The sequence below is a fragment of the Desulfobulbus propionicus DSM 2032 genome (assembly GCF_000186885.1).
Classification (GTDB): Bacteria; Desulfobacterota; Desulfobulbia; order Desulfobulbales; family Desulfobulbaceae; genus Desulfobulbus; species Desulfobulbus propionicus.
Genome location: NC_014972.1, coordinates 3,118,426 through 3,139,261 on the forward strand (window position 1 = coordinate 3,118,426; position 20,836 = coordinate 3,139,261).

Below are 20,836 nucleotides of genomic sequence, written 5' to 3' on the forward strand. Positions count from 1 at the left end.
ACAACTGTCTTGCCCCTTCAAGGCAATCCACGTGCCACGGCGGCATTTTTTTAAAAAACGCATAAAACTGGAATGTTACACAGAAAACACAGGACATTCACCGTACCGGGGCGTCCTGGTTTTTGTCGGACGATCAACAAAAATGAAGAGAGAGGACGATTTTGTCAGGCAGCGGTCTGATCTTTCGTCGAAGAAAGGGGCAGCCGCTGTTGGCCACCTCGCGAGTGCGGGGCGTGAAGGGTTGATTGCCAACGCCTTGGACAGATCAAGCGGAGATGAATGGCTAACCAGTTGCAACAAAAGAAAAATCAACGATTGAAAACACTTGACCCAACTGGCGGAGTCTGCCATTGTGGAAAAGCGCCACCGCAAAAGGCGCCTCCCGGCCCTGCTCAAAACCCACCTCAACCGGAACCCGCTCCCATGGCCAAGAACGTATTGATTGTCGAGGACGAAAAACTGATCGGCCTGATGCTGGCTGAAAACGTCAAGGAATTGGGCTGCCGGGTGATCGGGGTGGTGACCAACGGTCAGGCGGCGGTGCGGGCGGTGCGCAATGAACGGCCGGATGCGATTCTCATGGACATCAGTCTCGACGGCACCGTGGATGGCATCGAGACCGCCCGGATGATCAAGGCCGAAGGGGACATTCCCATCCTCTTCTTCACCGGGTACCAGGACCCGGACCTGTTATCGCGGGCCGACGCGGTCAAGCCGGTGGGCATCGTCGACAAGCTCGACACCACCGAAAACATCCGCGAAGCCATCCGCGCGTTGCTGCGATAAGCCAACGCCGCGGCCTACCGCCGACACCGTGCTCTTTTCCTGTTTTTCTGCTACGATCGTTTGCATCAATCAGCAAACAACCAAGGCGCGTGGGGAGGGCAGGCGATGATCATCGGGGTGCTCAAGGAAATCAAGGCAGAGGAAAATCGCGTCAGCATGACGCCGTCGGGAGTGGAAGTGCTGGTGCACAGCGGCCATCGGGTGCTGGTGGAACAAGGCGCCGGTGTGGGCAGCGATTTTGACGACGCACAGTACGCGCACGCCGGGGCCGAGCTGGTGTCAATTCCGGCGGCGATCTATGCCCAGGCGGAAATGGTCATGCACGTCAAGGAGCCGTTGCCGCCGGAGTACGAACTGATCCGCGAAGGACAGGTGCTGTTCACCTACTTTCATTTCGCCGCCTCCGAGGAACTGACCCGGGCGATGCTGGCCCGGCGGGCGGTGTGCATTGCCTACGAAACCATCACCGACCAACAGGGCGCCCTGCCGCTCTTGACGCCGATGAGCGAGATCGCCGGACGAATGGCGGCCCAGGAGGCGGCCAAGTATTTGGAACGCGGTCAAGGCGGCCGCGGCATCCTCATGGGCGGAGTGCCCGGGGTGACGCCGGCGACGGTGCTGGTGCTCGGTGGCGGCACGGTCGGGGCGGAAGCGGCGCGGGTTGCCTGCGGGCTCGGAGCCATGGTTTTCCTGCTCGACACCAGCCTGCCCCGTTTGCGACACCTGGCCGAAATCATGCCGAAAAACTGCATTCCCCTGATGTCCTCGCCGGCGACTATCCGTGAACTGGCCCCCAAGGCGGATGCGATCATCGGCGCGGTTCTCGTGCCCGGCGCCAAGGCTCCCCGACTGATCAGCCGCGACTTGCTGGCGTCGATGAAAAAGGGGGCGGTGCTGGTCGATGTGGCCATCGACCAGGGGGGCTGTTTCGAGACATCGCGGCCCACCACCCATGACCAGCCGGTGTTCGAGATCGACGGCATCCTTCACTACTGCGTGGCCAACATGCCCGGCGCGGTGCCCCTGACCTCGACCCTGGCCCTGACCAACGCCACTCTGCCCTACGCCCTGACCCTGGCCAAGAAAGGCTGGCAACGGGCGGCGCTGGACGATGCGGGCATCGGCCGGGGCATCAACATGGCGGCCGGCCGGATCACCTGTCAGGGCGTGGCCGAGGCCTTTGGCCTGCCCCATTGTCCACTGGAAACAGTGCTGGGCCGGGAGAGAACGGTGTGAAATCTGGCCGCGCAAGGCAAGACACGAGCACGGAGACAAAACCTACGAGCGCAGGCCAGACACCACCGACGGCGGGCAAGGAGAGAGGCGAAAAAACCCGCCGCCAATGGTGCAAGAGGGGGGTTAGTTCTCCGGAGTACCGATAAAGCGATACACCACGGCGCCGAGCAGGGCACCAACGATCGGAGCCACCCAGAACAGCCACAGCTGGGCCAGCGCCCAGTCACCCACATAGAGAGCCACGCCCAGGCTCCGGGCCGGATTGACCGAGGTGTTGGTCACCGGGATGCTGATCAGGTGGATCAGGGTCAGGCACAGGCCGATGGCGATTGGGGCCATGCCCTGCGGCGCCCGCTGGTCGGTGGACCCGAGGATGACCAGCAGGAACATCATGGTCATCACCACTTCAGTGATCAGCGCGGCCACCATCGAATAGCCGCCCGGCGAATGCGCCCCGTACCCGTTGGAGGCAAACCCGGCCGACACCTCAAATCCCGCCTTGCCGCTGGCGATCAAATACAGTACCCCGCCGGCCAGCACGCCCCCGATCACCTGGGCGGCGATGTACGGCAACAGCTGATTCGCCGGGAAACGGCCGCCGGCCCACAGTCCAATCGAAACCGCCGGATTGAGATGGCAGCCGGAGATGTGGCCGATGGCATAGGCCATGGTCAGCACGGTCAGGCCAAAGGCGAACGAGACCCCGAGCAAGCCGATGCCGACTTCCGGAAAGGCCGCCGCCAGCACCGCGCTGCCACACCCGCCAAGAACCAGCCAAAACGTACCGAAAACTTCCGCAACATACTTTTTCATGCCTTGATCCTCCTTTGCAGGATATGAGGGAAAATGGAACGGGAAGATGATGGTTGAAGGTAGCGGGGAACAACGGCAATGTACAGTAAATTTCCGGTAAATGTGGTACCCGATCGGACACTTGGCGGCCCGGATCGAGGGTGAGGGAATCAGACCAGCAGGGCGCGCAGACGGCGGAGGTTTTCCACATCCTCGGCCAGGTCGGGGCCCTTGTCGGTCTCCAGGGTCATGGGATGGTGGCGGAAACGGGGATCGTTGAGCAGCAGGCGAAACCCCTCCAGGCCGATCTGGCCTTGACCGATGTGCGCGTGGCGGTCGATCCGGCTGCCGCAATCTTTTTTAGCATCGTTGAGATGGAAGAAGTGGACAGAATCGATGCCGACATGGCGCGCCAATTCCGTCATGGTTCGCGCGTAGCCGGCGGCGTCACGCAGGTCGTAGCCGGCGGCGAAAATATGGCAGGTATCGACGCAAACGCCGAGATGTGCCGGGTAGCGGTTATGGGCAAGCAGCCACCCCAGCTCCTCGAAGCGGCTGCCGAGCGAAGTCCCCTGACCGGCGGTGGTTTCCAGCAGCACAACGAGGGACGAGTCGAGTGCTCCCGAGTGTTCCAGGGCCTGGTCCAGATTGCGTGCCACCGCGGTCAGCCCGGCCTCGATGCCGGCGCCGCCGTGACTGCCGGGATGGATCACCACCGCCTCGATACCCAGCTGGCGGCAACGCGCCAGTTCCTCGGCAAAGGCCATCACCGATTTGGCTGCTTTGTCCGCTTCCGATGCCGCCAGATTGATCAGGTAGGAGGCGTGGGAGGCCACCGGCATGTGGCCGTGCGCCTGCCGGGCTTGCCGGAACAGGCGGATGGCTTCCTCGGAGAGCGGGGCGCTGCGCCACTGCCGCTGGTTGGCGGTGAAGATCTGCAGCGACTCGCCGCCGACCTGGCGGATCCGGTCAAAAGCCAGATGCAAGCCGCCGGCGATCGACTGATGGGCGCCGAGCAGGGGCATCAGTGGCCTCCAAGGGGGCGGAGGCAAAGGCTCACATCTGCCATTGCCGCTCCAGATAGGCGAGTCCGTCGTGGTTGGTCAGATCGAGCTGGATCGGGGTGACCGAGATAAAGCCGTTGCGCACCGCCTGTTCGTCGGTGTCGTCCCCGCCCGACCAGTGGACCGTGCCGCCGCCGATCCAATAGTGCTTGCGTCCCCAGGGATCAAAGGTTTCCTGGATGGCATCCTGGTACAGACGGCGGCCCTGGCGGGTGAAGCGAATGCCGCCGATCTTGCCGGCGGACAGCGGCGGAATGTTGATGTTCAAGAGCGACTTGGGCGGCAGGTGCATGGCCAGCGCCATGGAGGCCAGCTTCCAGGCCACCGCCGCCGCCACTTCGAAATCAAAGGGCGGGGAGCCGCCAAGCGAAAAGGCCAGGGAGGGAATATCGTACATCGTGCCCTCGATGGCCGCCGACACCGTGCCCGAATAACTGATGTCGTCTCCCAGATTGGCGCCGGGATTGATCCCGGATACCAGCAGGTCGGGCCGGCGGTGAAGGATCTTGTTGATGGCGATGGTTACGCAGTCGGTGGGCGTGCCGTCGATGGTGTGGATGTGTTCGTCCAGCCGCACCACCCGCAACGGCCGGTTCATGGTCAGGGAATGGCTGACCGCCGAGTTGTCCCGCTCGGGGGCGACGATCACCGCCTCGCCCAGCGAGCTGACCGCCTCGTGCAGGGCGCGGATGCCCGGCGCGTACACGCCGTCGTCGTTGGTGACCAGGATAAGTGGCTTGTGCATGGCTTATTTCGGCTGAGAGGCGTTGAAGGCTTGAAGAAAAGCGCGAATTCGCCGGACGTTGCTCCCCAGATCGGAAATCCCGGCACGGGAGGCCGAGCGAAGATCGATCCGGCTGCCGGTCTCGCGGGCTCCGATGCGGATGACAATGTCGTCGGTGAAGCCAAAAAACAACGACTGTTCCAGGGCCTCGATCGTCCCCCGGTCCCGATCCTGGGCGACAAGCCGCCAGTGCAGCCGCTGGACCACGGCAAGACTTCGGTCAAAGGCCTCTGCCGGCGACAGGTCCACCAGCAGCGGCGTGACATCTCCGTATGCCCGCCGCTGCTGATCGGCAACCGTTGGCCCCGCGTACTCGACGGCATTGTCGCCGGGTCCGCGCAGGGTGCGCGCGGCGGTCAACGGCGGCGGATTGTCGAGGTCGGTGGTGATGTCGTGGATCGGGGGCGCCTTGGCCCCCTGAAGGCCCATGAGCACGATGCCGATCAGGGGCGGAAGCGACAAGGCAACGGCCGCCAGACAGGGTCTGCCGCCGCCGCGGCCGGTCCGCAGCACGACAAACAGAACCAACAGGCTGCAAAAACCGGTCAACACCAGACCGGCCGCCGCGGCCGCCACTCCCAGCAGGGCCGGACGCCAGGACAGCAGATCGAGCCGGAAGGCCGACACCGCCCCCAGGGCGAGCGCCAGCCACAGCAGCTGCAGTTTCCATAACCAATGGGTCTTGGTGGCCATCAATCGTTATTCTCCCTGGAAAAGGCGACCCAGGCTTGATCAGGCCAGCCCTTTTCCGTATACTGCCGACAAGATCTCTCACACACGAAACAGCATGGCCCCTGCGAGGGCAACGGGCGCAACGACCATGAATAATAGCAAAGGCTCGCTCATCCTCAAAGCACTTTCCCCAGGGGCCGATGAAGCGCCGATCACCGCCTACCTGGAAAAGCGGGCCAAAAGCATCCCCCCGGAGAAGATCCCCTTCCTGCTCAAGAATCTGCCGGTGACCCTCAGCCGTAACGTGTCCGAGCAAACCGGCCGGATTGTCATCCGCCGGTTGGAAGAGCTGGGGGCCCAGGCGGTCTTTGTACCGTTCGGGACCGGCGACGCCGATACCATCGCGGCGTCACCCGATGCTCCCGCCGCGCCCCGGCACAGCCGAACAGCCCTCTGGAGAGAACGGCGCGCCTTCCAGCGCTTCCGCCAGATCAACAAGGAGGTCTGGATCATCCTCTCCATGCTGGGCATCGCCTGGCTGCTCAACGACACCATCGCCTCCCAGTATCTGCTGCTCGGGCTGTACACCCTGCCGGCGGTGGTGTCCGCCTACCTGTTCGGTCGCCGCCAGGCGGTGCTCACCGCCTTTGCCAGCATCCTCCTCGTCGGCCTGGTCAGCCATTTTAACCCCGGCCGTTTCGACCAGGCCAATCTGGCGGGCATCGGCGGCAACAACCAATGGTACCACATCGTCTCTTGGGGCTGCATCCTGCTGGTGACCGCCTACACCATGGGCACCCTGTACGAGCGCAACAAAAACAAGGTAGAGGAGCTGCAACAGACCTATCAGGGTCTGCTGCTCATCCTGCGCCATTTCATCGCCCAGGACGAGGAAAAGGAAAACCACGGGTTTCGCGTTTCCATTTACGCCACCCGTATCGCCTCCTGCATGGGATTGAGCAAGGAAGAGATCGAGGATATCCGTTCGGCGGCCCTGCTGCACGATCTCGGCCGGCTACGAATCAGCCGCTCGATTCTTCACAAGGCCGTCCAACTCGGCCGGGACGAACGCCTGCCCGCAGATACTACCCCGGCAGCCGACGAGCAGCTGCTCAGCGGACCCATGGGCCGCATATTGCCGCTGCTCCTTGGCCAGCACGAACAATTCGAGCACTCCTTTTTCCTCGATGGCGAGACGATTCCCTTGGGCGCGCGCATTCTGGCGGTGGCCGATGCCTACGACACCCTGACCGCCGGCGGTCCCGACTCCCCTGCCCTTTCACCCGAAGCCGCCAAGGAAAAAATCATCACCGAGCAGGACCCGTCGTTCGCGCCAGAGGTGGTCAAGGCCTTTGCCACCGCCTTCGAACGGCGGGAAATGGAACTCCCCCACATCATTCTCTGACCACCGGCTTTGCCACGGTCGACCTTTTCAATCGCGCCTGCGCCTCAGTGTTCGTCCCATTGCTTGCTTCTGAACTTCTCAAGCTGCGCCTGATAATAGGCCCGGTTTTGCGGGTCCAGACGAAAAGCGCGGATTTCGGTGGCCACCGCTTCCTCGATCAGACCGTTGGCCCAATAGGCGGTGGCCAGGGTATCGAGAATATAGCCGCGCTCCTTGAGCAAGGCCGCGGTTCGCGCCAGGGTCAGGGCGCGTTGCGCATCGCGCAGTGATTTGTCCTGGGCGGTCAGCAACAGCCAGGCCAGGTTGTTGTTGATCTCGGCGTTCGTCGGCGTGAGCTGCAACGCTTTGTCGTAAGCCTCCACCGCTCTTTTTTCCATCTTGCGGCTTTGGAGGAAATCACCGAGATACATCAGCCACAGACTGTTTTCCGGCTCCTGCCGCACCTTCTGCAACAGCACCGCCTCGGCATATTTGGTCTCGTAGCCCTCCGACAGTTTGGCCGCGTCCACGCGCTGCAGGGCCAGCACCACCAAGCCGATGCAGACGAAATAGAGCAACAGGCTGGCGTGCAGCTTGCGTTTGTGCCGGCGGATCAGCCGGCGGTCCTGCTCGCATCGCCTGAGGAAATCGATCCGTTCGCCGATGCCGTAATGATGCCAGTTTTTTTCTTCCCGGTTGCCGCTGAGCAGGGCGATCTTTTCAAATGAGGTGATCAACGGCCAGCTCGTGCCCAGGGCCCGGAAGACGTAAGCATCGGCTTGGCGTTCGAAATTGCGGATAAAATAGCCAAAGACAAAGCGGAAATAGACCAGCATCAACAGCAGCAGGGGGGCGGTGGCCAGTATGCCCAGCAGGTTTTCCGGGGCCACGGACAGATGGGGCAGGACACGGTAGAACAGTTCATTGGAGAGGATGAGATGGGGCAGCGGCGTGGCCACCGCCCCGGCGAGCAGGCTGAATCCCAAAAAAAGGATGAGATAGAGGATCAGATGGAGATGTTTGACATGGCCGATCTCATGGGCGAGCACACTGTCGATTTCCTTCTCGTTCAGGGTTTCCAGCAGGGCCGGGGTGATCAGCAGGAAACGCAGCCGGGGGACGATCCCCATGATGCCGGCGGTCAACACCTGCCCCTCGAACAGCGGCCAGGAGTAGATCTCGGAATGGAACCCCTGGGAGCGGCAGAAGGCCACCAACCGATCCCGCACCGGTCCGGGCGGCAGGGGGGTGCATCCCCAGAGCGTGCGCACCAGGGGCGGAAACACCAGGATCAAGAACACGAGGAACACGGCAAAGAGGATCAGGTCCCCCCACGGCGAGTTCAGCAGTTTGGTCAGCCGGGGAAAGGAAAGCAGCCGCAGACCGTCGAACACCAAGGAGAGGATCAGCCAGGGAAGGACAATGGGCAGGTTGGCCTTGACATTGGAGCGGAGAAAGGCCGGCGTGGTGTAGCGGCGCTGGAAGAGCTGTTGATAGCGCGGCCGACCTGCCCGCCACATCAGCATCAACAGAACGAAAAAGCAGCCCAGACCGGCGCTGTCGGCCAACACCGGCAAACGGCCGCCCACGGACAGGGGCATGAGATAATATTTGAGATCCAGCAGATACACCAGCCCCATGAAGACCAGCACCGCCAGGACCGACAGCCGCTTTTCCGCCGAAAAATAGGCGTTCGGGCCGCCGCCCGCGCGGGCAAAAGTTCGGGCGGCGACCTGGCCATATCCCCACAGGACGGCCGCGAGCGCCGCCAGGGTCCACAGGGGGGCAAGCACCGGCTGTGCGGTCGGGTTGGTGGTGGAAATGACAAAAATGACGACCAGAAAAAAGAGCAGGTTATTGTACAGCATACCGTTGCCTGTAGGTTGGGTGGTCGCATGCATGGGGCGCGATGCCGTGCGGGCCGCGGGTGGTGGATGGTACCGCTCACCTTATGCATGCTTGTGCCAATATGCCAGAATCGTTTGCAGTTTTGCCTCGTTTTCTTGGCAGTCCCCTGATTTTTCGGAAAAATATGAAATTTTATTGACCTTTCACGATTCCTTGGTATTATGTTGCGTTTTATCGTAGCGTTCGGGCCTATAGCTCAGTTGGCTAGAGCCACCGGCTCATAACCGGTCGGTCCCTGGTTCGAGTCCAGGTGGGCCCACCACATTTCCGGAAGAGCGGACCGGCTTTCCCCTGAAGCTCTCCATCACGGCTACCCCTGATTTGAATATTTTGAGCAGTTACCGGCAATCATGGCTGAACCATCAGCGGGGCATTGAAACAGATGTCTGAAAAGAGGTACATCTCCAAGAGGATGTGCCTCTTTTTCATTACTGAGTAATACAGAGTGCCTACCGTTCAACACATTCTTCATACCCTGCAACGCATAACCCCGGAAAACCTGGCTGAAGACTGGGACAATGTCGGCCTCCTGGTGGGTGATCCGCAGCAAACGGTGCAGCGCATCCTGATCGCGCTCGATCCCACCTGCTCGCTGATCGAGCAGGCCCGCCGCGGCCAATACGATCTCCTGCTCACCCACCACCCCATCATCTTCCGCCCCCTCAAAGCTCTCCGTACCGACACACCCACCGGCCGTTTCATCGCCGCGGCCACTCGCAGCCAGATCAGCGTCATCGCCTGCCACACCAATCTCGATGCCACCCGCGACGGGGTCAGTGACGTTCTCGCCCAGGGGCTGGGCCTGCTCGACTGCCAGCCGCTGGTTCCCGCCCGCGGGGGATGTGATCTGGCCTGCGGCTTAGGCCGCATCGGCCGTTATGCCCAACCGCTTGACGCCAAGACATTTCTTGCCCGCGTCCGCCAAACCTGTGATCCGCCATGGATCCTGGAAGCCGGTCCGCGGCCCGAGCGGGTGGGGTGCGTCGCCGTTTGCGGTGGTTCCTGTTCGGATTTCGCCGAGACCGCGCTCCACAGCGGCGCCGACGTTCTGCTGACCGCCGAAGTCAAGCATGCCGTGGCCCGATGGGCCGAGGATGCGGGCCTGTGGCTGTTGGACGGGGGACACTTTGCCACGGAAAATCCGGCCATGGCCCGTTGGCGCGACAGGTTGCGGCACGAGGCCCGAGCCTGCGGATGGGAGCTGACAATTGACACGGCACGGCAGCTGCCACCGCTGCGACTGGCATGACCCGCACATCAGCACACCCGGCCGTCAAGGAGCACGTCACCGTAAACGGGGCAGGAACATCACCGCCCTGTTCGCATTCCTTTTGTACCGTTTCTACCACCAGACAGACCGATCGAGGAGTTCATCATTGAAAGAGGAAATATTCAAACTCATCAAGCTGCAGGCAATCGACAGTGAAATTGCCGGGTTCGACCACGCCATCGCCAAGCATCAGGCGATTATCGCCGGCCGCGAGCAGGCGATCGCCGAAAAACAAGAGGCGATCGCCGCCTTCCGGGGCAAGATCGAACTGCTCAACCAGAAACAGCGGGAAACCAAAAGCGAGCATGATGATGCCGGCGCCCGGGTCAAGGACCGGCAGAACAAGATGATGCAGGTGCAGACCAGCCGCGAGCACCAGGCCCTGCTCAAGGAAATCGAGGACAACAAGAAGCTGGTCAAGGAAACCGAGGATCGTCTGTTGCAGTTTATCGAGCAGATCGAGCAACTGGAGCAGGAGGTCGCCACCCTGGAAAACCTGTGCGCCGGCGAACAGCAGCTTTTGACGGAAGAAACTGAGAACGTCGACAAGGAGATCAAACGGATCGAGCAGGCAAAAAAATCCGTGGTCAACCAGCGGGAGGTCGAGGCCGCGGAGTTGGATGGCCCCTATCTCAAACGCTACACCATGCTGCTCACCAAGCGCGACGGCTTGGCGGTGGTGCCGATCAACGATAGCGTCTGCCAGGGATGCTACATGGCCCTGCCGCCCCAGCAGGTCAACGAGGTGCGCAAGGCCGACAAACTCAACCTCTGCCCGACCTGCCAGCGCATTCTCTATTACAAGGAACCCGAGGAATTCGCCGTTGACAAATGACGCGGCGGTCCGGGAAGCGGTTCTGCGGCGGCTGGCGGATCAGCTCGACGATGCGGAGTTGACGCGCCTCTTTCCTGGCCAGCTCCCCGCCTCTCTGCGCCGGATCATTGCCGGCGGGCCGGGGAATGAACCTTCCCAGGCACCAGCGGCCACCGGGCCTCCCGCCACCGCAGCTGTGACCGCTCGTGCGCAAGGGTGTTGCCGGCTGTTCACCGATGGCGCTTCCCGGGGCAACCCCGGCCAGGCTGGTGCCGGGGCGGTGCTGCTCGATAACGGCAACGAGGAGCTGGCGGCCAAATCGGTCTATCTGGGCGTCTGCACGAACAATGTCGCCGAATACAAGGCCTTGCTCATCGGACTGGACGAGGCCCTGCGGCATGGCTGTACCGACGTGGCGGTGTTTCTCGATTCGGAACTGATCGTTCGCCAGATCCAGGGGCGATACAAGGTCAAAAACGAGGCGTTGCTCCCCCTGTTCCAGCAGGTTCAGGAACGGCTCGACCGGTTCGCTGCCTGGTCCATCACCCATGTGCCCCGGTCGCAAAACGCCCGCGCCGACCAGTTGGCCAACAGGGGGATTGATCAACACGGCGGTTGAGGGTATGTTCATGTGCCGTCATGCCGCCGACCAAGCTAGAGGGGTGAATGCATGATCGCTCCGGCCTCGTGCCGGGGAGGAAAGTCCGAACACCACAGGGCGCGGTGGTTCGTAACGCGAACTCCGGGCAACCGGGGGAAAGTGCCACAGAAAACACACCGCCGATGGGGCGCGCAGGCGCCCACAGGCAAGGTTGAAATGGCGAGGTAAGAGCTCACCGCCCCCATGGCGACATGGGGGGCAAGGCAAACCCCACCGGGTGCAAGACCAAATAGGGAGGCGTTTGAGGGCGGCCCGCCTGAAGCCTCCGGGTAGGTTGCACGAGATGCCGGGCGACCGGCATCCCAGTTAAATGATCATGGTCCGCTTTCGGGCGGAAACAGAATTCGGCTTACAATTCACCCCTCTTTTTCTCACACCGTGGACAACAACACCCTGCAGCCGCCCTGTGCCGGGGTCATCATTCCGGCCGGGGGGATCGGCGCCCGCTTCGGCGCTTCCCATCCCAAACAGTTCCTCGACCTGGCCGGGACGCCGATGCTGGTGCGCACCTGCCGGGCCTTCCTTGAGGTCACCGCCATCCGCTGGCTGGTGGTGGCCGCTCCCAGCGCCTACCTGGATCAAACCATCGAGCTGCTCCACACCCACTTGACGCCCGGACAGACCGATCGCCTGCGGGTGACCGTCGGCGGCGCCACCCGCCAGGATTCGGTACGCGCCGGGTTGAACGCCCTGCCGCCGGAGATCGAGCTGGTCCTGGTCCATGACGCGGCCCGCCCCTTGGTCGACCGGGCCACCATTCTCCGCTGCCTGCGCGGGGCTGCCGAACAGGGCGCGGTGATCGCCGCGGTGCCGGTCAAGGATACGCTCAAAAACGTGGCCGATTCGGGCGTCATCCGCCACACCGTTGACCGCTCCGGCCTCTGGCAGGCCCAGACGCCGCAGGCGGCGCGCAGGTCGCTGTTGCAACGGGCCTTTGCCTGGGGCGAGCAGCAGGGCTTTGTCGGCACCGACGAGGCCTCGCTGCTGGAGGCCGCCGGTATCCCGGTACGGGTGGTGGAAGGCAGCGAACGCAATTTCAAAATTACCCGCCCAGAAGACCTGCGGTTGGCCGCCGCCCTGGTGCAGGAGGAACGGAGCATGAAGATAGGTCACGGTTTCGATGCCCATCGCCTGGTCCCTGGCCGCAAGCTGATCCTCGGTGGAGTGACCATCGACTATGCCCTGGGCCTGGACGGCCATTCCGACGCCGATGTCGTGGCCCACGCCCTGACCGATGCCCTGCTTGGCGCCCTGGGCGCCGGCGACATCGGCCGTCATTTTCCGGACTCCGATCCCCGGTACAAGGGAATCGACAGCCTGCTGTTGCTCGCCCAGGTGCAGCACCTGGCGGAAAGCCGGGGATACGCGCTGAGCAACGCCGACATTACCATTGTCTGCCAGCAGCCCAAGCTGGCGCCGCACCTGGCCGGAATGCAGATCAATCTGGCCCGCTGCTGCAAGGTCGCACCCGCGGCCATCAATATCAAGGCAACCACTACCGAAAAAATGGGATACACCGGACGAGGCGAGGGCATTGCCGCCCATGCCGTCGTCCTTGTGAGGTCTGAGCATGGATGTGAATAGAGAACGACTGGCCGCCAACTTCATTGAACTGTGCGAAATCGACAGCCCATCGCGCCGGGAAGGACGCATCTCTCGGCGTTTGCAGGAACTTTTTCGCGACATGGGGGCAACAGAGATCATCGAGGACGATTCCAGCGCCCAAACCGGTTCGGAATGCGGCAACCTGATCATCCGCTTCGACGGCACCTTGCCGCTGACGCCAATCTTCTTTTCCTGCCACATGGACACGGTACAACCCGCCGAGGGGGTGCGGGTCAAACGCAGCGGCGACCTGTTCACCAGCGCCGGCGACACCATTCTCGGCAGCGACGACAAATCCGGGATCGCGGCCTGCATCGAAGCCCTGCGACTGATGCGGGAAAACGGCACTGCCCACCGCCCGGTGGAACTGGTGATCACCACCTGCGAGGAGATCGGCCTGATCGGCGCCAAGGCCCTCGACCCGGCGCTGGTACGGGCCAAGGAAGGCTATGCCCTTGACTCCAGCGGCTTTGCCCGCGTTGTTACCCATGCCCCGGCCCTCAACCGGGTGTACATCACCATCAACGGCGTGGCGGCCCATGCCGGCCTCCATCCGGAATGGGGCGTCAATGCCATGATCCTCGCCGGTCAAGCGTTGGCCAAGGTGCGCAGCGGCCGCATCGACGAGGAAACCACGGTCAACTTCGGCACCATCAGCGGCGGCACGGCCTGCAATATCGTCCCGGAACGGGTGATGATCGAGGCCGAGGTGCGCAGCCATTCGCTGGACAAGCTGGAGCGGGTGACGGAGGAAATCCGCGAGATTTTCAATGCCGCCATCGCCGCCTGGTCCGACCCGACCGGTTCGGCCAAGGGCGTGCCTTCGGTCAACATCGAGGTGCGCCAGGATTTTTCCGTGATGGGGCTGAGCCCGGACAATCCGGTGCTACGGCGGGTGGAGGCGGCCGCGCGATCAATCGGCATGGAATTGAGTTACGAGAAGGCGGGCGGCGGCAGCGATGCCAATATCTTCAACGGCCATGGGCTGGCCACGGCGATCATCGCCACCGGCATGACCAACGTCCATTCCACCAGCGAACAGGTGGAACTGCAGGACATGGTCGACCTGACCCGGCTGCTGATCGCCCTGTTGACCGAGCCGTCCTGCTAACCGGTACGGAAATGCTCAGCGGATGGACACCAGCCCCGGATCGGTTGCCCGAACCTCGCCGATAATCCCGCAGGCCGGCGCATACCCTTCCCGGCCGAGCCGCTCCAGCAACTGTTCGGCGGTTGCCCGATTGAGCGACAGCAACAGGCCGCCCGAGGTCTGCGGATCGTAGCCGATCATCTCCAGGCTGTCCATCGCCGGCAGCGCCGAGCGGACCCACTGCCGGTAAAATTCCCGGTTCCGGTAGGCGCCTTCGGGGATAATGCCCATGTCGGCAAATCCGCGCGCCTCGGCCAGGATCGGCAGTTGGGCTTGGTCAACATGAAGGGAAACCTTCGAGGCCTCGGCCATCTCGTGGAGGTGGCCAAAGAGGCCGAACCCGGTGATGTCCGTACAACCGTGGACCCCGGCCCGCAAGTTCTCATCCCTGTTGAGGAGTTCCATCGGCAGCCGGTTGAGGGTGGCCAGCAGTTCCACCAGCTGTTGTTCCAGCGCAGTTCCCGCCAATCCACCCTTGATCGCGGTCGAGAGGATGCCGGTGCCCAGCGGTTTGGTGAGCAGCAACACGTCGCCCGGGCGTGCGCCGCTGTTTTGCAGCACCCGCTGCGGATGGACCAGGCCGGTCACCGCCAGACCGTACTTCAACTCCGCATCCTCGATCGAGTGGCCGCCCACCAAGAGGGCGCCGGCCTCGCGGATCTTGTCCAGCCCCCCTTCCACCACCCGGCGGAACACCTCCTGCTCCATGGTTTTGACCGGACAGGCGAGAATGTTCATGCACAACAGCGGCCGGCCGCCCATGGCGTAGACATCGGACAGGGCGTTGGCGGCGGCGATCCGGCCGAAATCGTAGGGATCGTCGACAATGGGAGTGAAAAAATCCACAGTCTGGATCAGGGCGGTGGTGTCATCAAGGCGGTACACCCCGGCGTCGTCGCAGGTCTGCGTGCCCACCAGCAGGTTGGGGTCGTGTGGCAGGTCGAGTCCGCACAGTATCCGGCCCAGGTCCCCCGGGCCCAGCTTGGCGGCTCAGCCCGCAGCCTTGACGGTGGCGGTCAGTTTGATCGGTAGGGTAGTCATGGCAGGGATCGATGTTGAAATGTTCCGTGGTTCTTGCTGCAATATTCTGTGAGAATACCCGATATTTTGTTGAAAAAAAACGTGTAATCTGGTTGTAAATAACCTTCTTCAAGAGCGCTGGATCGACACAAGTACAGGCACAAGGAAAATGTCCTTTGTGCCTTTCGATTTTTGGCGCCACCCGACATTTTTGTAGGCTGTGGATATGAACACAAACGGACCACATCAGGATCTCTCGACAAAACCCCGGCATGAATGCGGTATCTGCGGGGTTTTCGGTCACCAGGATGCCGCCAAACTCGTCTATTTCGGCCTGTATGCCCTGCAGCACCGAGGCCAGGAGAGCGCGGGCATCGTTGCCGGCGACGGCAAGAAGGTCGTGCTGCACAAGGACATGGGCCTGGTGGCCGACGTCTTCAGCGAGCGCACCCTACAGCGCCTCTCCGGTCATCTGGCCACCGGCCACGTCCGTTATTCCACCACCGGCGAATCGAACATCATCAACACCCAGCCGTTCATGGCCACCCACAAGGGGCTCGCGCTCAGCGTCGCCCACAACGGCAATCTGGTCAATTCCATTGCCCTCCGCCGCCACCTGGAACAACAGGGATCGATCTTCCAGACCACCATGGACAGCGAGATCGTCATCCACCTGATGGCCCGTCACATCGACCGCGGCTTGCAGGAGGCGATCAAAACCACTTTTTCCTGCATCCAGGGCGCCTATTCGCTGCTGCTCATGACCCCGGACACCATGATCGCGGTCCGCGACCCCAACGGCTTCCGGCCGCTCTGTTTGGGAGTGCTCGACAACGGCGCCCATGTGGTCGCCTCCGAGACCTGCGCCCTGGACCTGATCGAGGCCGAGTACATCCGCGACGTCGAGCCCGGCGAAGCGCTGATCATCAACGACAAGGGCCTGACCTCGCTCTTTCCCTGGGCGCCGGCGCAAAAGAGCTACTGCATCTTCGAACACGTCTACTTCGCCCGGCCCGACAGCGACGTTTTCGGCTTCAATGTCTACGCGGCCCGCAAACGGATGGGCGAAATCCTCGCCCGGGAAGCGCGCATCGAGGCCGACTTCGTCATGCCCTTTCCCGATTCGGGGAACTACGCGGCCATCGGCTATTCCAACGCCTCGGGCATCCCGCTGGAGATGGGCATGATCCGCAACCACTACGTCGGCCGGACCTTTATCCAGCCGACCCAGTCGATGCGCGACTTCTCCGTCCGGGTCAAACTCAATCCGGTTCGTTCGCTGCTCACCGGCAAGCGGGTGATTATCGTCGAGGACTCCATCGTCCGCGGCACCACCGGCCGCAGCCGGGTGCAGTCCCTGCGCCGCGCTGGCGCCGCCGAAGTGCACATGGTGGTCAGCTGCCCCCCCACCCGGCACGCCTGCTACTACGGCATCGACTTCCCGTCGAGTTCGCAGCTGGTGGCCGCTGGCAACACGGTCGAGGGCATCCGCGACTACCTGGGGCTCGACTCGCTCCACTACCTCAGTCCCGAGGGGCTGGTGGAGGCCACCGGCCTGAGCCGCGACCACTTCTGCCTGGCCTGTTTCACCGGCGAATACCCGATCGAGCCGGACAAGACCTTTACCAAAGAGGCCTTTTCCGGCTGCGGTTGCTGATCCCCCTGCCGGATGCATGCCTGCGCTCGCCATCGACAGTTATCGTTGTAACGGCTGCGGCAGCTGCTGCGAGATGTGTCCCGAGGTGTTCGGACTTACCCCGCTCACCAGCAGGGCTCAACTGCTCAACCCCGATCAGGAAGTAACCGAGGACGTTCGTCGGGCTGCGGCCTTTTGTCCGAAGAAGTGTATCCTCGTCAGCGGGGAGGATATCGACGCCTGACCAGACCAACGGGGCCAGCCTGCGTCGTCAGTCGGATTCCATCGATTCCCGGCCTGGACCATTCGTGCCGCGACGCCCCTGGGCGGGGTGCATCCTGTTCCCGTACGCGGAGCCAGTGAACCAACCCAAGCAAGGAGGCGACCATGGATCCCGCCGCGCTCATTCCCATTCCCGACGCCATTCCCGTTTCCTGGTGGTGGTTTCAGGCATTCCTGCTGCTCACCTTTTTTCTTCACCTTGTGGCCATGAACGCGATGCTCGGCACAGCGTTCATTGGCCTGGTCAGCCATCTACGCGGTACGAACGATCGTGCCTCCTGTACCGAAGCGATCTCCAGCAACCTGCCCTTCACCATCGCCTTTGCGGTCAACTTCGGCGTGGCGCCACTGCTCTTTGTTCAGGTGCTCTATGGGCATCTCATCTACACCAGTTCCATCCTCATGGCGGTGTTCTGGCTGGCGGTGGTCGGACTGCTCATCATCGCCTATGGATTGGCCTATGTCTACAAAGACCTGTACCCCCGACTGGGAGACGCGCGGCTGGCGGTGATCGGTTTAGCCACCCTGCTGCTGTTGGCCATTGCCTTTATCTTTACCAACAATATCAGTCTCATGCAGAAGCCGATCGCCTGGGATCGCTACTTCGATCAGCCAAGGGGCCTGCTCCTGGCCCTGGATGATCCCATGCTCTTGCCCCGCTACCTCCATTTCATGGTGTCCTCGGTGGCGGTTGGCGGCCTGGCCATCGCCCTCTTTTTCCACTGGCGGCAACGCGGCGGTGATCGCAACGCAGGTGCGTGGGTGGCTTCCGGCTGCCGGTGGTTCAGCTATGCCACCATGGCCAATTTTGCCGTCGGCTTCTGGTTCCTGGCCACCCTGCCCAAAGGAATGCTCACGACAACCATACCCGGCTTGCTCTTGCTCGCGACCCTGGTCGGCGGCATTGCCCTTTCCGTGCCGGCCATTGGCCTCGGCCTGGCTGGCCGGGCCCTCCCCGCCCTCTGGTGCACCCTGGGCACCATCGGCCTGATGGTGCTCGCCCGCAGTCTGCTGCGGACCGTCCTGTTGGCGCCTTGGTTTTCACCGGCGCAACTGCCGGTCAACCCCTCCTCCGCCCCCCTGCTGTTCTTCCTGCTCGTGCTTCTCGCCGGGGTGACGCTGATCGGCTGGATGGTGCGCTTCACCTTGCGTTCGTGCGCAAACCAGGAGGACCGGCCATGAACTATCCGGTCTGGCAGCTCGATGCTTTCGGCGGCGGCCTGTGGATCATCCTCATTGCCGTGTTCCATGTCTACATCGCCCACTTCGCCGTGGGCGGCGGCCTGTTCCTGGTGCTGGCCGAGCGCAAGGCCGAGCGGGAACACAACCCGGCGATCCTCGAGTATGTTCGCCGGCATGCGCGTTTCTTTCTCGTACTCACCATGGTGGCCGGCTCGATCACCGGGGTGGGCATCTGGTTCATCATCGCCCTGCTCAACCCAGCAGCCACCTCGATCCTCATCCACACCTTTGTCTTTGCCTGGGCCTCGGAATGGGTGTTCTTCCTGCTGGAAATCGTCTCCCTGTTCCTCTATGCCTATACCTTCGGACGGCTGCACCCCTCCCGCCATCGGGTGCTCGGCTGGATCTATTTCGGCTCAGCCTGGATGTCGCTGTTCCTGATCAACGGCATCATCGGCTTCATGCTCACGCCCGGAGACTGGCCGCAAACCGGCAGTTTCTGGTCCGGATTCTTCAACCCGAGCTTCTGGCCCTCGCTCTTCTTCCGCACCTTTTTGGCCCTGATCATCGCCGGCCTGTTCGGCCTGCTGACCGCCACCTGGATCAAGGACGCCAACCTGCGCACCACCATGGTTCGTTTCTGCGCCCGCTGGCTGCTGGTTCCCTTCGTGCTCTTTGCCACCTCCGCCTTCTGGTATCGGGCCGCCCTGCCGCCCGAACTAGAGGAAACGATGTTTACCCGCATGCCGTCGATGCGCCCCTTCATCGACGGCTTTCTCCTCGGCTCGCCGCTGCTGGTGCTCGGCGGCCTACTGCTGATCCTCCGCCTGCCCGTCGGGCTGAGCAAGGTACTGGCCGTGGGGTTGTTGCTGGTCGGCCAGCTCTACATCGGCTGCTTCGAATTCATCCGTGAGGGCGGCCGCCGACCGGACATCATTCGTGGGGTCATGTATTCAACCTCCATCCAGCACAAGGACATCGCCCGCCTGCAGCGGGACGGCCTGCTGCAAACAGCCAAATGGGTGCGCCACCGAAAAATCACCGCCGACAACAAACTGGCTGCCGGCCGGGAGCTGTACAACCTGCTCTGCCTCTCCTGCCATAGCATCGGCGGACCGGTGCGGGACATCAAACCGCTGGCCGCGCCGTTCACCCCGAGCGGCTTGGAGGCCATGATCAGCGGCATGGATCTATTCTCCCCTTCCATGCCGCCCTTTGCCGGCACCGCCGAGGAACGGGCCGCCCTCGCCGCCTTCATCGCCCATGGGCTCAACGGCCGCAGCGACCCCGCCTCGCCAACCCTGCCGGAAAAAAAGGTGACGCCGCCTCCTTTCTATCCCGAGCAGAGCCCATTTGTGCTGCTCGCCTGGAGCACCTTGGGCATGCGCTATGTCGGCGAAGTCAGCGGCCTGCTGTCACTGCTGCCCCCAGGCAACGGCCTGCGGGCCCAGCTGATTCGGCGCGGCGAAACGCCGGAAATCGTCAACCAAGGCGTCACCCTCACCTACCGGGTGGACAAAACACAGGACGGCGTAGCCCAACGAGATGACTTGACCGGAGAAATGGTCATCGAGGAGGATGTATTCGTGGCCGATGACCTTCGACTGCTGCCCACCGAGCGACCGGATTTCGACCCCTACCCGGTGGTCACCATCGAGGCGCGGGACGAAAACGACACCCTGTTGGCCACCACTGAGATGGTGGCGCCGGTGTCCACCGAAATCGGCTGCAGTAACTGCCACGGCGGCCAACCCGGCAATCGCGCCGGCCTCACCCGAATGACCGCCCTCAACATCCTCCAGGCTCACGACCGGTTGAGCCACACCCAGTTGCTGGCCGCCACCAGGGACGGCCAAGCGGTCCGCTGTCAGAACTGCCACGGCGATCCCCTGGTCGAGGCCGGGGGCGATCCTGCCCGGCTCAACCTCTCCGCCGCCATCCACGGGTTCCACGCCCCTTACCTCAGGGGCAAAGGCGCGGAAGCCTGCGCCCTCTGCCATCCCTCCTCGCCCACCGGCGCCACCAGGAGTTTGCGCGACATCCATGCCGCCCTGGGCATGGATTGCACCAACTGCCATGGCTCCATCGAGGATCTTGCCCTGGGGCTGCTACAACAGGAACGAAAGAGAGGCACGACGCGGGCCGTCGCCCTCATGTCCCACCTCGCGCCACGATCCGTGGCGGATAGGGAGCAGGTCGCCCCGCGCGTCCCCTGGAGCAACCAGCCCGATTGTTTGCACTGCCATGTCGAGTACCAGGCTCCGGCAAGCGATACCCTGGCCAACACCTGGACCAAGGACGAACAGGCGCTGTACCGCAACCGCACCGACGACAGCGGCCGCCTGTTCTGCGCCGCCTGCCACTCCAGTCCGCATGCGGTCTATCCGGCCGTCAATGCCCACGGCCCCGGGCTGGATGTCCTCCAGCCGTTGCAGTACCAGCGCAACCGGTTACCCCTGGGAGCAAATCGCCACTGCGCGGTCTGCCACACCGTGGCCATGGAGGACGAAATGCACCACCCCAACAGCCTGCGTGATTTTCGCAATGAATAGCCACAAGAAGGCATTTGGGCGGAGCGGCATGCTCCTGT

Annotated in this window: 18 protein-coding genes, 1 tRNA gene and 1 other RNA gene; 14 read left to right on the forward strand and 6 right to left on the reverse strand. The window is 62.8% G+C overall.

Going from position 1 to position 20,836, the window contains the following annotated elements; translation table 11 throughout:
• Positions 1-423: 423 nt before the first annotated feature.
• Positions 424-786, forward strand: coding sequence for a response regulator (locus tag DESPR_RS13585; protein WP_015725368.1), 363 nt, complete (start codon positions 424-426; stop codon positions 784-786).
• 105 nt (positions 787-891) lie between these two features.
• Entirely contained in the window at positions 892-2,022 is a 1,131-nt protein-coding gene (ald, locus tag DESPR_RS13590) for an alanine dehydrogenase (protein ID WP_015725369.1), read from the forward strand.
• A 123-nt stretch (positions 2,023-2,145) separates the two neighbouring features.
• Here the strand turns inward: ald and aqpZ are convergent, their stop codons facing one another.
• The 4 genes from aqpZ to DESPR_RS13610 form a co-directional block, all read right to left on the reverse strand.
• A complete protein-coding gene (gene aqpZ, locus DESPR_RS13595; protein WP_015725370.1) occupies positions 2,146-2,835 on the reverse strand; it encodes an aquaporin Z in 690 nt (229 codons plus the stop codon).
• A 149-nt stretch (positions 2,836-2,984) separates the two neighbouring features.
• Positions 2,985-3,839, reverse strand: coding sequence for a deoxyribonuclease IV (locus DESPR_RS13600; RefSeq protein WP_015725371.1), 855 nt, complete (start codon positions 3,837-3,839; stop codon positions 2,985-2,987).
• Positions 3,840-3,870: 31 nt separating this feature from the next.
• Positions 3,871-4,623 (reverse strand): 5'/3'-nucleotidase SurE, encoded by a 753-nt coding sequence (surE, locus tag DESPR_RS13605; RefSeq protein ID WP_015725372.1) that lies wholly within the window; start codon positions 4,621-4,623, stop codon positions 3,871-3,873.
• A gap of 3 nt (positions 4,624-4,626) precedes the next feature.
• Positions 4,627-5,355 (reverse strand): DUF1499 domain-containing protein, encoded by a 729-nt coding sequence (locus DESPR_RS13610; protein ID WP_015725373.1) that lies wholly within the window; start codon positions 5,353-5,355, stop codon positions 4,627-4,629.
• Positions 5,356-5,482: 127 nt separating this feature from the next.
• On the opposite strand from DESPR_RS13610, the gene DESPR_RS17470 reads away from it, so the two are divergent.
• Entirely contained in the window at positions 5,483-6,739 is a 1,257-nt protein-coding gene (locus tag DESPR_RS17470) for an HD domain-containing phosphohydrolase (RefSeq protein WP_015725374.1), read from the forward strand.
• A gap of 44 nt (positions 6,740-6,783) precedes the next feature.
• On the opposite strand, the gene DESPR_RS13620 is transcribed toward DESPR_RS17470, so the two are convergent.
• Entirely contained in the window at positions 6,784-8,586 is a 1,803-nt protein-coding gene (locus DESPR_RS13620) for a M48 family metallopeptidase (RefSeq protein WP_015725375.1), read from the reverse strand.
• Positions 8,587-8,811: 225 nt separating this feature from the next.
• Between DESPR_RS13620 and DESPR_RS13625 the strand changes: the two genes are divergently transcribed.
• The 7 genes from DESPR_RS13625 (at position 8,812) to DESPR_RS13650 (ending at position 14,087) form a co-directional block, all read left to right on the forward strand.
• Positions 8,812-8,888, forward strand: a tRNA-Ile gene (locus DESPR_RS13625).
• 183 nt (positions 8,889-9,071) lie between these two features.
• Complete coding sequence (locus DESPR_RS13630; RefSeq protein ID WP_015725376.1) at positions 9,072-9,875, forward strand: Nif3-like dinuclear metal center hexameric protein; 804 nt, start codon at positions 9,072-9,074, stop codon at positions 9,873-9,875.
• A 127-nt stretch (positions 9,876-10,002) separates the two neighbouring features.
• Positions 10,003-10,731, forward strand: a complete 729-nt coding sequence (locus DESPR_RS13635) for a zinc ribbon domain-containing protein (RefSeq protein WP_015725377.1) — start codon at positions 10,003-10,005, stop codon at positions 10,729-10,731.
• Positions 10,721-11,329 carry a ribonuclease HI family protein gene (locus DESPR_RS13640; RefSeq protein ID WP_015725378.1) on the forward strand — a complete coding sequence of 203 codons (609 nt, stop codon included), beginning with the start codon at positions 10,721-10,723 and terminating at the stop codon, positions 11,327-11,329. The genes DESPR_RS13635 and DESPR_RS13640 overlap by 11 nt, the downstream gene beginning before the upstream one ends.
• A 39-nt stretch (positions 11,330-11,368) precedes the next feature.
• Positions 11,369-11,739: RNase P RNA component class A (gene rnpB / locus DESPR_RS17590), an RNA gene on the forward strand.
• Between the two features lie 10 nt (positions 11,740-11,749).
• Positions 11,750-12,955, forward strand: a complete 1,206-nt coding sequence (gene ispD, locus DESPR_RS13645; RefSeq protein WP_015725379.1) for a 2-C-methyl-D-erythritol 4-phosphate cytidylyltransferase — start codon at positions 11,750-11,752, stop codon at positions 12,953-12,955.
• The gene (locus DESPR_RS13650; RefSeq protein WP_015725380.1) at positions 12,942-14,087 is read left to right on the forward strand and encodes a M20/M25/M40 family metallo-hydrolase; all 1,146 of its coding nucleotides are present in this window, start codon (positions 12,942-12,944) and stop codon (positions 14,085-14,087) included. Before ispD ends, DESPR_RS13650 begins: the two co-directional genes overlap by 14 nt.
• A gap of 15 nt (positions 14,088-14,102) precedes the next feature.
• On the opposite strand, the gene selD is transcribed toward DESPR_RS13650, so the two are convergent.
• Positions 14,103-15,167: a selenide, water dikinase SelD gene (gene selD, locus DESPR_RS13655; RefSeq protein ID WP_015725381.1), complete on the reverse strand. Its 1,065-nt coding sequence runs from the start codon at positions 15,165-15,167 to the stop codon at positions 14,103-14,105.
• Positions 15,168-15,372: 205 nt separating this feature from the next.
• Between selD and purF the strand changes: the two genes are divergently transcribed.
• From purF to DESPR_RS13675, 4 genes are all read left to right on the forward strand, one after another.
• Positions 15,373-16,803 carry an amidophosphoribosyltransferase gene (gene purF / locus DESPR_RS13660; RefSeq protein ID WP_015725382.1) on the forward strand — a complete coding sequence of 477 codons (1,431 nt, stop codon included), beginning with the start codon at positions 15,373-15,375 and terminating at the stop codon, positions 16,801-16,803.
• Positions 16,804-16,819: 16 nt separating this feature from the next.
• The gene (locus DESPR_RS13665; protein ID WP_015725383.1) at positions 16,820-17,026 is read left to right on the forward strand and encodes a ferredoxin; all 207 of its coding nucleotides are present in this window, start codon (positions 16,820-16,822) and stop codon (positions 17,024-17,026) included.
• A 143-nt stretch (positions 17,027-17,169) separates the two neighbouring features.
• Positions 17,170-18,246 (forward strand): hypothetical protein, encoded by a 1,077-nt coding sequence (locus tag DESPR_RS13670; RefSeq protein WP_015725384.1) that lies wholly within the window; start codon positions 17,170-17,172, stop codon positions 18,244-18,246.
• A complete protein-coding gene (locus tag DESPR_RS13675; RefSeq protein ID WP_015725385.1) occupies positions 18,243-20,798 on the forward strand; it encodes a c-type cytochrome in 2,556 nt (851 codons plus the stop codon). The genes DESPR_RS13670 and DESPR_RS13675 overlap by 4 nt, the downstream gene beginning before the upstream one ends.
• The last annotated feature ends 38 nt before the right edge of the window (positions 20,799-20,836 follow it).

Bases quoted from the DNA above. Each gene is read 5' to 3' on its own strand.
- DESPR_RS13600 (WP_015725371.1), bottom strand. From the start codon at position 3,839: ATGCCCCTGCTCGGCGCCCATCAGTCGATCGCCGGCGGCTTGCATCTG.
- DESPR_RS17470 (WP_015725374.1), top strand. From the start codon at position 5,483: ATGAATAATAGCAAAGGCTCGCTCATCCTCAAAGCACTTTCCCCAGGG.
- DESPR_RS13675 (WP_015725385.1), top strand. From the start codon at position 18,243: ATGAACTATCCGGTCTGGCAGCTCGATGCTTTCGGCGGCGGCCTGTGG.
- purF (WP_015725382.1), top strand. From the start codon at position 15,373: ATGAACACAAACGGACCACATCAGGATCTCTCGACAAAACCCCGGCAT.
- DESPR_RS13620 (WP_015725375.1), bottom strand. From the start codon at position 8,586: ATGCTGTACAATAACCTGCTCTTTTTTCTGGTCGTCATTTTTGTCATT.
- ald (WP_015725369.1), top strand. From the start codon at position 892: ATGATCATCGGGGTGCTCAAGGAAATCAAGGCAGAGGAAAATCGCGTC.
- DESPR_RS13610 (WP_015725373.1), bottom strand. From the start codon at position 5,355: ATGGCCACCAAGACCCATTGGTTATGGAAACTGCAGCTGCTGTGGCTG.
- aqpZ (WP_015725370.1), bottom strand. From the start codon at position 2,835: ATGAAAAAGTATGTTGCGGAAGTTTTCGGTACGTTTTGGCTGGTTCTT.
- DESPR_RS13670 (WP_015725384.1), top strand. From the start codon at position 17,170: ATGGATCCCGCCGCGCTCATTCCCATTCCCGACGCCATTCCCGTTTCC.
- DESPR_RS13585 (WP_015725368.1), top strand. From the start codon at position 424: ATGGCCAAGAACGTATTGATTGTCGAGGACGAAAAACTGATCGGCCTG.
- DESPR_RS13665 (WP_015725383.1), top strand. From the start codon at position 16,820: ATGCCTGCGCTCGCCATCGACAGTTATCGTTGTAACGGCTGCGGCAGC.
- DESPR_RS13650 (WP_015725380.1), top strand. From the start codon at position 12,942: ATGGATGTGAATAGAGAACGACTGGCCGCCAACTTCATTGAACTGTGC.
- surE (WP_015725372.1), bottom strand. From the start codon at position 4,623: ATGCACAAGCCACTTATCCTGGTCACCAACGACGACGGCGTGTACGCG.